We start from the raw sequence: 10,242 nt of genomic DNA on the forward strand, positions 1-10,242 counted from the left end.
GATGAACGTCCCGACCAAGCCCGCGCTGGCCTTCTGGACGGATGCCGAGGAACTGGAATGCGTCTCTTACCTGCAAGAGGCGCCGAATGTCATGACCTTCTGCTTCCGCAGCCCGTCCGGCGCGCTCTTCAGCTTCGAGCCGGGGCAGTTCCTGACGCTGGAACTGCCCCTGCCCGGCGGGGTGCTGCACCGGACCTATACGATCTCGTCCTCGCCCTCGCGGCCGACCTCGCTGACGGTGACGGTCAAGGCGCAACCCGATTCCATCGGCACGCGCTGGATGTTCAACCACCTGCGGCCCGGCATGCGGGTCAGGGCGCGCGGACCCGGCGGCAATTTTTCCATGATGCGAAAGCCGGCGGGGAAATACCTGTTCATCTCGGCGGGTTCGGGCATCACGCCGATGATGTCGATGACGACATTCCTTTACGATTCCGGGCTTGATCCCGATATCGTCTTCGTCAACTGCGCCCGCCGCCCCTCCGAGATCATCTTCCGCGAGGGGCTGGAATACATGGCCACCCGCACCCCCGGCATCCATCTGAAATGGATCGTCGAGGAACCCGACCCCCTTCGGCCCTGGACCGGCTTTCGCGGCATGTTCAACCAGTTGATGCTGGGGCTGGTCGCGCCCGACTACCTGGAACGCGACGTCTATTGCTGCGGACCCGAGCCTTTCATGCAGGCGGTGCGCGACATCCTGCACGGGCTGGGCTACGACATGGCCCGCTATCATCAGGAAAGCTTTGGCGGTCCGCTGGCCGAAACCGGGCTGGTGCCCGACGACGTCGTCCCGCAAGAGGACGCGCTGGCCGAGATCTCCTTCGCCGCCTCGGGCGTCACCACCCGCGCCGCCGAGACCGAGACCATCCTGACCACCGCCAAGGCGGCGGGCATCCCGATCCCCTCGGGCTGCGGCATGGGCATCTGCGGCACGTGCCAGGTGCTCAAGCTGTCGGGCCAGGTCCACATGGTCCACAACGGCGGCATCACCGACGAGGATGTCGAGGCGGGCTATATCCTCGCCTGCTGCTCGCGTCCCATCGGCAACGTGACCATCGACCTGTGACGGGTTCCAACATGATCGGGGCTGACAATGAAGATTTCCGAAATCCATGTATATGCCCATGACCTGCCGGTCAGGGACGGTCCCTATGTCATCGCCAGCTCGACGGTCTGGTCGCTGCAAAGCACGCTGGTCAGGATCGTGGCCGACAACGGGCTGGTGGGCTGGGGCGAGACCTGCCCCGTCGGCCCGACCTATGCGCCCAGCCACGCGCTTGGCGCCCGCGCCGCGCTGGCCGAGATGGCGCCGGGCCTGATCGGCGTGAACCCGCTGCATCCGCTGGTGCTGCACCGCCGGATGGACGGGCTGCTTTGCGGGCACAATTACGCCAAGGCGGCCATCGACATCGCCGCCCATGACCTGATGGGCAAGCATTACGGCGTCCGCGTGGCGGACCTGCTGGGCGGCGTCGCGGCCGAGCGCGTGCCCTCTTATTACGCGACCGGCATCGGTGAACCGGACGAGATCGCCCGCATCGCCGCCGAGAAGGTCGCCGAGGGTTTCCCGCGCCTTCAGGTCAAGATCGGCTCGCGCCCGGTCGAGATCGACATCGAGACCATCCGCAAGGTCTGGGAACGCATCCGCGGCACCTGCACCCGGCTGGCGGTGGACGGCAACCGCAGCCTGCCCGCCCGCGACGTGCTGCGGCTAAGCCGCGAATGCCCCGAGATCCCCTTCGTGCTGGAGCAGCCGTGCAACACGCTGGAAGAAATCGCTGCCATTCGCGACCGCGTTCGGCACGGCATCTATCTGGATGAAAGCGGCGAGGATCTCTCGACCGTGATCCGCGCCGCCGGACAGGGGCTGTGCGACGGTTTCGGCATGAAACTGACGCGCATCGGCGGGCTGCACCCCATGACGGCGTTTCGCGACATCTGCGAGGCGCGCGCCCTGCCCCATAGCTGCGACGACGCCTGGGGCGGCGATATCATCGCCGCCGCCTGCACCCATATCGGCGCCACCGTCCAGCCGCGTCTGAACGAAGGTGTCTGGATCGCCCAACCCTATATCGCGCGGAACTACGATGCGCGGAACGGCATTCGTATCACGGGCGGCCATATCCACCTGCCCCAAGGCCCCGGCCTTGGCATCAGCCCGGACGAAAGCCTTTTCGGCCCGCCGGTGGCGTCATTTTCCTAGCGCGTTTTCACTTGAAGGAGGAGCAAGTCAGATGAGCAGCAACAGAGGCGTGGTCTATATCGGCCCCGGCAAGGTCGAGGTGCAGGATATCGCGGATGCCAGGCTTGAAGCACCCGACGGGCGCAGGATCGAACACGGGGTGATCCTCAAGGTCGTCTCGACCAATATCTGCGGCTCGGACCAGCACATGGTGCGCGGCCGCACGACAGCCGAGCCGGGGCTGATCCTGGGCCATGAGATCACCGGCGAGGTGATCGAGAAGGGATCGGATGTCGAGATGCTGGACATCGGCGACATCGTATCCGTGCCTTTCAACGTCGCCTGCGGGCGCTGCCGCTGCTGCCGCGAGGGCGATACCGGCGTCTGCCTGACGGTGAACCCGTCCCGCGCCGGCGGCGCCTATGGCTATGTCGATATGGGCGGCTGGATCGGCGGGCAGGCGCGCTATGTCATGGTGCCCTATGCCGATTTCAACCTGCTGAAATTCCCCGACCGCGACCGCGCCATGTCCAAGATCCGCGACCTGACCATGCTGTCGGATATTCTGCCCACCGGCTTTCACGGCGCATGGAAGGCGGGGGTCGGTGTCGGCTCGGTGGTCTATGTCGCGGGCGCGGGTCCGGTGGGCCTTGCTGCGGCGGCCTCGGCCCGCATCCTGGGCGCGGCGGTGGTCATGGTCGGCGATTTCAACAAGGAACGGCTGGAACATGCCCGCAAGGTCGGGTTCGAGCCGGTGGACCTGTCCAAAGGCGACAACCTGCCCGAGATGATCGCCGAGATCACCGGCAGCCCCGAGGTCGATGCCGCCATCGACGCGGTGGGTTTCGAGGCGCGCGGCCATTCGGGGGGCGAACAGCCCGCCATCGTGCTGAACCAGATGATGCAGATCACCCGCGCCGCCGGTCAGGTCGGCATTCCCGGCCTTTACGTCACCGAGGATCCCGGCGCGGTGGACGATGCGGCCAAACATGGCAGCCTGTCGATGCGCTTCGGCCTGGGCTGGGCCAAGGCGCAGAGCTTTCACACCGGCCAGACTCCGGTGCTGAAATACAACCGCCAACTGATGCAGGCGATCCTGCACGACCGCCTGCCCATCGCCGATATCGTCAACGCCACGATCATCCCGCTGGACCAGGCGGTCGCGGGCTATGAAAGCTTTGATCAGGGCGTGGCGAAGAAATTCGTCCTCGACCCGCACGGGATGCTGGCCGCCTGAGGCAGGTTGAGGGCCGGTCGCGGGACCGGCCTTCAGCCGGCAAGGCGCTTCAGCCCCGCCCCGCCTGCGCGATCCATGACGCGATCATCAGGTCCAGATGTGCGCCCCCGCCATTCTTGAAGACAGTGATTTCGTCATCCGACCGCCGCCGCCGGGCATCCGGGCGCACGAGGTCGTAAAGATCACCCAACACGCTGTCCGCCGTGATTGCGCCACGGGCGATAGGGATCATCAGTTCGCCGATATGACCCAGCGTCGTCTCGCGGCTGTCCACGAACAGGGCGGCTCGCGCCATCAGCGCGTCGTCGGCTTCGCGCATGTCGGCCTTGAAGGCGCCGATCAGGTCGACATGGGTGCCGGGACGCACCCAATCCCCCAGGATCACAGGCTGCCGCGCCATTGTGGCCGAACTGACGATATCCGCCTGCCCGACCGCCGCCTGCAGGTCCTCGACCGCGGCCAGTTCGGCGGGAATGCCGCCCAGCCCCGCGATCAGGTCCCGCGCCTGCTGCGGCCGGCGCGCCCAGACCGAGACCCGCTCGATCTCCGGCAGCACCGTGGTATAGGCGCGCACAAGGCTGGCCGCGACGGTCCCCGCGCCGACCACCAGCAGGTGCCTGCTGTCCGGGCGCGCAAGCAGGCTGGCCCCAAGGACGGAATCGGCGGCGGTCTTGAATTCGGTCACCAGCGGGCTGTCCACGATGGCCTGCAACACGCCGGTTTCCCCGTCGAAAACCAGCATCGCGCCCTGCACCGTGGGCAGCCCCCGCGCCGCATTGCCGTCGAAGACGGTGAAGGTCTTGGCGCCGTAGCCCAGCCCCTCGATCCAGGCCGAGCGGCTCATCATCGTGCCGGTGGCAGGCCCCAGGAACACATCCGCAATCTGCGCGCGGGGCAGCGAATGGCCTTGCCGCAAGGCCTCGACCGCGCCGGGCCAGCCAAGGCCCGCCGCGTTTTCATGGCTTAGAAACTGCACCTTCATCATGGGTCCTCACAGCCCGACCGGCCAGGTATCCGACAGGCGGTAACCATTGGGAAAGGGATCGTCGGGGTCAACCATCAACTGCTTCGTCCCGGTCACCCACGCCCGCCCCGAGATGATCGGGCTGATGGCCGGCTTGCCGTTCAGATCGACCTCATCGGCGATCGAGCAATGGAATTCGGTGTCGATGATGGAGCGCCCGACGAAACGGTCCCCGACCCGCATCCGCCCGCGCGCATGCAGCACGGCCATCCGGGCCGAACAGCCAGTCCCGGTCGGCGAACGGTCGATCTTGCCCGGACGGATCGCGACGGCATTCTTGCCGTAAAGCACCCCGTCCCTTTCGCTCAGCGGGTCGGTGAACTGACAGAAAGAGATATGATTCCAGTCGTTTGCCGGGTGACGGAAGCCAAGCTGTTCATTGGCCGCGCGCGTGATCCGCACCCCCAGCTCGGCCAGCTCGCGCGCCTGATCGGGGGCGATGCGCATCCCGACCGAACCCGCATCGACCAGCACGAAACTGTCGCCGCCATAGGCGGTATCGACGGTGAGGGTGCCCAGCCCCTCGACCTCCAGCGGCGCATCCAGCCTGTCGGCAAAGGACGGCACGTTGCGGACCCGGATACGCTCGGCCTTGCCATTGCGGCATTCGGCCTCGATCTCGACCAGTCCGCCGGGCGGTTCAAGGGTCATCCGCGTCACCGGCTCTTGCATGGGAATGATGCCGGTATCCAGCAGCACCGTCGCCACGCAGATCGAATTCGAGCCGGACATGGGCGGGGTATCGGCCGGCTCCATGATGATCCAGCCCATCTGCGCGCGCGGATCCTTGGGCGGCACCAGCAGGTTGACATGGCGAAAGACACCGCCGCGCGGTTCGTTCAGCACGAAATTGCGCAGGGTTTCGTCCCGCGCGATCCAGCGCGACTGGTCCCAGACGGTTTCGCCCGGCGGCGGAGCGACGCCGCCGACGATGACATCGCCGACCTCGCCCTCGGCATGGCAGGACACGACATGCACGACTTTGGATGTGCGCATTTTCTTTCCCCTGGCTGCAATGGCCCTTGGCCATATTTCGTATACGATATCACAACAGCGAATTGTCAAGCCATTTGCCGTCCCTTGCGGCGATATATCGGCTACGATATCTTTGCGCCATCGCCAGGGCGGAGAGAGCGGATGCCATTCAACGAAACACAGGTTCCCGATCTGGGAAAGGCCCCCACCGCCTCGGACATCATCCTGAAATTCATTCGCGATTCCATCGCCGACGGATCGCTGGACGAGGGCGAGCCGATCCGCCAGGACGATGTCGCGCGGCTGTTCAACGTCAGCAAGATCCCCGTCCGCGAGGCGCTGAAACGGCTGGAATCCGAGGGCCTTGTCGCGTTCCAGCGCAACAGGGGCGCCGTCGTCACCACCCTGTCGGAACCCGAGATCGCCCAGGTCTTCGAGACCCGCGCCATTCTGGAATCGAACGCCATCCGGCTGTCGGTGCCGCATATGACGCCCGAAACCTTTGCCGAGGCCGAGGCCTTCTGCGACGCCTTCGCCAAGGAAACGGATGTGGCGCAATGGTCGGCGCTGAACTGGCAGTTCCACAGCCGCCTCTATCAGGACGCCCAAAGGCCGTTCCTGATCCGCACCATCCGCTCGGTCAACGACCGGTTGGAGCGGTATCTGCGCATCCAGCTTGCCCTGTCGCACGGGCAAGGCACCGCCGACCGTGAACACCGCGAGATCCTGGCCGCCTGCCGGGCGGGCGATGCGGAACGGGCCTCCGGGCTGGTCCAGGCCCATATCATGGGTGCCTGTTCATCGCTGCTGCATCACCTGCCCGGCGCGAAGGGTTGAAACCGGCATCTCTTTCCTTCCCCTGCCGCCGATGCGATACGCCCCCGGACGCAATCCCATGCACGGAGACCGGCCGATGAGCGGCGACCTGCGACGGCGGCGGTTCGCGCTGTTCGCCTTCTTCTTCATCCCCGGCGTGGCGCTGGCATCCTGGGTCACGCGGACCCCGGCCATCCGCGACGGGATCGACGCTTCGCTGGCCGCGATGGGGCTGGTGTTGCTGGGGCTTTCCGCCGGATCGATGTGCGGCATCCTGCTGTCCGGCGTCCTGGTGGGCCGCTGGGGAACCCGGCCGGTCTCGATCATGGGCCTCTGGCTGCTGCTGGCGGGGGTGGCGGTCATGGCCGCAGGAACCGGCCTGGGCCTTGCGGTGGTCGTGGCGTTGGGGCTGTGCCTTTTCGGGCTGGGGATGGGCGCCAGCGAGATCGCCATCAATATCGACGGCGCCGGGGTCGAGCGGCTTTCCGGCCGCCCCTTGATGCATGCCTTGCACGGCTGTTTCAGCCTGGGCACCGCCTTCGGGGCCTTGGCGGGCTTCGGCCTGGCGCGGATCGACCTGCCGGTGGCCTGGCACCTGGGCCTGATCGCCGCCGTCGCGGTGCCGCCGGTCCTGTGGTTCGCCCGCTGGATCCCACCGGGCACCGGCGTGACCATCCGCAGGGTGCCTGGCCGGGCCGAGGCCCCTGCCCCGTATCGCGACCCCTATTGGCGCGACCCGCGCCTTTACCTTATCGGGTTGGCCGTGTTGGCGGTCGCGCTGGCCGAGGGGGCGGCGAACGACTGGCTGCCGATCCTGATGGTGGACGAACATGGGTTTTCGCCCGCCTCCGGTTCGCTGGCCTACCTGGGTTTTTCGGTGGCGATGACGCTGGGGCGCTTCGCGGGCGGGACGTTCCTGCGCCGCCACGGGCCGGTGGCGGTCATGCGGGTGACCACGGCGCTGTGCGCGGCAGGGCTGGCGCTGGTGATCCTGACACCGGTGCCCGCGCTTGCGGCGGGATCGGTGCTGCTGTGGGGGCTTGGCGCCTCGCTGGGGTTTCCCATCGCCATCTCGGCGGCGGGGGCCTCTGGCCCGGATGCGACCGGGCGGGTGCGCACGGTGACGATCTGCGGCTATATCGCGTTTCTGGTCGGCCCGCCGCTGCTTGGCCTCATCGGCGAGATCTGGGGGCTGCGAAGCGCCATGCTGGTGGTCCTGGCGCTGATCCTTGCCGCCGCCGCCGTTGCGGGCGCGCTGCGCCCGCGCGCGGGATAGCTGGTGGCCCGCCGCCAATGATGCGGGGGGCAAGGCCGATGGCCGTCAACCGACCGACAGCGCCTGTCGCCTGACCGCATCATCCTTGCGCAAGCCCCGGACAGGCGGGCTTGCGCGACCTGCCCCCTAGCGCCGGAACGGGGGCGTGTTGCCGCTTTGCGGGCGGCGCGAGGCCGGGCGCTTTCCCGCCGGGCCTGCCGCCTTGCCGCCCTTGCCCTTGGGCGCGGCGGATTTGCCGGTGCCGGTTGCCGCATCCTTCTTGCCCTTGCCGGCCTTCTGCGCCGCGCTCCAACGCGGTTTCTTGCGGGCCCCAGGTTCGGCCTCAGCGGCGACGGGGGACCACTCCGGTTTTGGGGCCGGTTCCGCAGCGGGCTTTTCAGTGGGCTTTTCGGCAGGTCTGGAAACGGCGGTCTTGCGAGGCTTGGGGGCGAAACCCGTCGCCGGTTTGCGCGGCCTGGGGCCCGCGGGACCTGCCGGCTTGCGGTCCAGGGACGGCTCGCCCTTGAGGCGGCGCATGGTCAGTTCCGGCTCGATCTCGACGGATTCGCCGAAGCGCGCGGCCTCGGCGGTGGCGATCTGGACGAAGGTTTCGTCCTGGCGGACGCGGATCGCGCCGATGGCGTCGCGGGTGATGCCGCCCGCCTCGCAGATCTTGGGCAGCAGCCAGCGCGCTTCCGCCCGTCCGGTATGGCCGACCGTCAGCACATACCAGACCGAGTCCCCGAATTCGCGCGGCGCGCGTGGCGCGGCAGCCGAAGGGGGGGCGCTGTCGGTCAGTTCCTCGGGCGGGGGGCGGCCTTCGCGCCAAAGCTGGACGAAGGCGGCGGCGATCTGTTCGGGACCGACGCGGTCCAGCAGGTCGCGGGCGACGGCCATGTCCTCCAGGGGCGTGACCAGCGCGGGATGGTCCAGCATCCGGGCGTCGTCGCGCGCCCCGACCTCATCGGCAGAGGGCGCGGCGCCCCATTCGGCGACGACCTTGGCGCCCTGCAAGAGCCGCTGGGCCTTCTTGTAATCCGAGGGCGGGACGATCAGCGCCGACACCCCCTTGGCCCCTGCCCGCCCCGTCCGGCCCGAACGGTGCAGCAGGGTTTCCGAATTGGTCGGCAGGTCGGCATGGATGACCAGCTCCAGCCCCGGCAGGTCGATGCCGCGCGCGGCGACGTCGGTGGCGATGCAGACCCGCGCCCGCCCGTCGCGCAGGGCTTGCAGCGCATGGGTGCGTTCCTGCTGGGACAATTCGCCCGACAGCGCCACGACGCGAAAGCCGCGGTTGCCCATCCGGGCAAGCAGGTGGTTCACATTGGCGCGGGTCTTGCAAAAGACGATGGCCGTGCGCGCCTCGTAATAGCGCAGCAGGTTGAAGATGGCATTTTCGCGGTCGCGCGCGGCGATGGACAGCGCGCGATAGGCGATGTCGCCGTGCTGGCGCGCCTCGCCCATCGCCGCCACGCGCAGGCTGTCGCGCTGGAAGTCGCGCGCAAGCTTTTCGATGGCGGCGGGAACGGTGGCCGAAAACAGCAGCGTGCGGCGGTCTTGCGGCGCGGCTTGCAGGATCGCCTCGAGGTCCTCGCGGAAGCCGAGGTCGAGCATCTCGTCCGCCTCGTCCAGCACGGCGACCCGCAGGCCCGACAGGTCCAGCGCGCCGCGTTCGATATGATCGCGCAAGCGGCCCGGCGTGCCGACGACGATATGCGCGCCACGCGCCAGCGCACGGCGTTCCGTGCGGTAATCCATGCCGCCCACGCAGGTCGCGATCCGCGCGCCGGTGGCGGCGTAAAGCCAGGACAGTTCCGCCGCAACCTGCAAGGCCAGTTCGCGCGTGGGCGCGATGGCAAGGGCAAGGGGCGCGGTTTGCTCGGGCAGCCTGTCGCCGCCGTCCAGCAGTTCGGGCGCGGCGGCGATGCCGAAGGCCACCGTCTTGCCGGACCCGGTCTGGGCCGACACCAGCAGGTCGCGCCCGCTTGCATCGGGGTTCAGCACCGCCTGCTGCACCGCGGTCAGGGTCTCATAGCCGCGTTCGGCCAGTGCCGAGGCCAGCGGCGCGGCAATCTTGTTCTGGGTCATTCACTCTGCCTAAACTGGGCCGTTGGCCCTGGGATGGCGGCCCGCCTCGGCCCGCAGGAAAGGGCGCGCAGGACAACCGATCCGTTGCCCTATCGCCCGGCCACGGAAAAGTCAAAGGTCCTGCGCCGCGCACCTGCCCCGAATCGGCAAAATCCCTTGCGGGTGGCAATTCTCAAGAAAATGTGAAACCCTTGGCCGTTCAGGCACGCTCCAGTGCCGAGTCGAAGCATTCGGCGCCCGATCGAGAATAACAAGACCAGAAAGGGACGCATGTCACAGACACCTCCACCCGGAAAGCCGGTTCGCAAGGACCACAAGGGCCGGCCCGGCGATCCCCGGCACGAGCAGAAGGCATTGGCGGGTCAGCATGACCCCGACGAATCCGATGCCGATGTCGAGGCCCTGCCGGTGCCCGAAGGCCCGACCCAGATCATCGAGACCGATTATGAAATCGGCCAGGACAATATCGAGGGCCACAAGCTGGTCGCCTTCGACATCCACAACCCGGTCTTCATGTTCTCGGCGGTGGCGGTGGTGGTGTTCACCGCCGCCACGCTGATGTTTCCGGCCACGCTTGGGCCGTTCTTCGCCAGCCTGCGCGATATCGTGACCAGCCGGTTCGACTGGTTCTTCATCATCGCGGGCAATATCTTCGTGCTGCT

At 67.6% G+C, this 10,242-nt stretch carries 8 protein-coding genes and 1 pseudogene; 6 read left to right on the forward strand and 3 right to left on the reverse strand.

Annotated features, from left to right (window positions below; all coding sequences use genetic code 11):
- Position 1: 1 nt before the first annotated feature.
- From Q0O97_RS06455 to fdhA, 3 genes are read left to right on the forward strand one after another with little or no spacing between them, the layout of a single operon-like run.
- Positions 2-1,069, forward strand: a complete 1,068-nt coding sequence (locus tag Q0O97_RS06455; RefSeq protein ID WP_294926430.1) for a hybrid-cluster NAD(P)-dependent oxidoreductase — start codon at positions 2-4, stop codon at positions 1,067-1,069.
- Between the two features lie 27 nt (positions 1,070-1,096).
- Complete coding sequence (gene hpbD / locus Q0O97_RS06460) at positions 1,097-2,206, forward strand: 4-hydroxyproline betaine 2-epimerase (protein ID WP_294926396.1); 1,110 nt, start codon at positions 1,097-1,099, stop codon at positions 2,204-2,206.
- 31 nt (positions 2,207-2,237) lie between these two features.
- Positions 2,238-3,422, forward strand: a complete 1,185-nt coding sequence (fdhA, locus tag Q0O97_RS06465; RefSeq protein ID WP_294926398.1) for a formaldehyde dehydrogenase, glutathione-independent — start codon at positions 2,238-2,240, stop codon at positions 3,420-3,422.
- Between the two features lie 49 nt (positions 3,423-3,471).
- Here fdhA and Q0O97_RS06470 read toward each other — a convergent pair whose 3' ends face one another.
- Together Q0O97_RS06470 and Q0O97_RS06475 are read right to left on the reverse strand one after the other, a co-directional pair.
- The gene (locus Q0O97_RS06470) at positions 3,472-4,404 is read right to left on the reverse strand and encodes an ornithine cyclodeaminase (RefSeq protein ID WP_294926400.1); all 933 of its coding nucleotides are present in this window, start codon (positions 4,402-4,404) and stop codon (positions 3,472-3,474) included.
- A gap of 9 nt (positions 4,405-4,413) precedes the next feature.
- Entirely contained in the window at positions 4,414-5,442 is a 1,029-nt protein-coding gene (locus Q0O97_RS06475; RefSeq protein ID WP_294926402.1) for a proline racemase family protein, read from the reverse strand.
- Between the two features lie 141 nt (positions 5,443-5,583).
- Here Q0O97_RS06475 and Q0O97_RS06480 point away from each other — a divergent pair, with 141 nt between their 5' ends.
- Entirely contained in the window at positions 5,584-6,258 is a 675-nt protein-coding gene (locus Q0O97_RS06480; RefSeq protein ID WP_294926404.1) for a GntR family transcriptional regulator, read from the forward strand.
- Positions 6,259-6,334: 76 nt separating this feature from the next.
- On the forward strand, positions 6,335-7,513 hold the full coding sequence (locus tag Q0O97_RS06485) for an MFS transporter (RefSeq protein WP_294926406.1): 1,179 nt from the start codon (positions 6,335-6,337) through the stop codon (positions 7,511-7,513).
- A gap of 126 nt (positions 7,514-7,639) precedes the next feature.
- Here Q0O97_RS06485 and Q0O97_RS06490 read toward each other — a convergent pair whose 3' ends face one another.
- Positions 7,640-9,580 carry a DEAD/DEAH box helicase gene (locus Q0O97_RS06490; protein ID WP_294926409.1) on the reverse strand — a complete coding sequence of 647 codons (1,941 nt, stop codon included), beginning with the start codon at positions 9,578-9,580 and terminating at the stop codon, positions 7,640-7,642.
- A 270-nt stretch (positions 9,581-9,850) separates the two neighbouring features.
- Here Q0O97_RS06490 and Q0O97_RS06495 point away from each other — a divergent pair.
- Positions 9,851-10,242, forward strand: a pseudogene (locus tag Q0O97_RS06495) (BCCT family transporter); the annotation flags it as partial.

This window comes from uncultured Paracoccus sp., assembly GCF_945915435.1.
GTDB lineage: Bacteria > Pseudomonadota > Alphaproteobacteria > Rhodobacterales > Rhodobacteraceae > Paracoccus.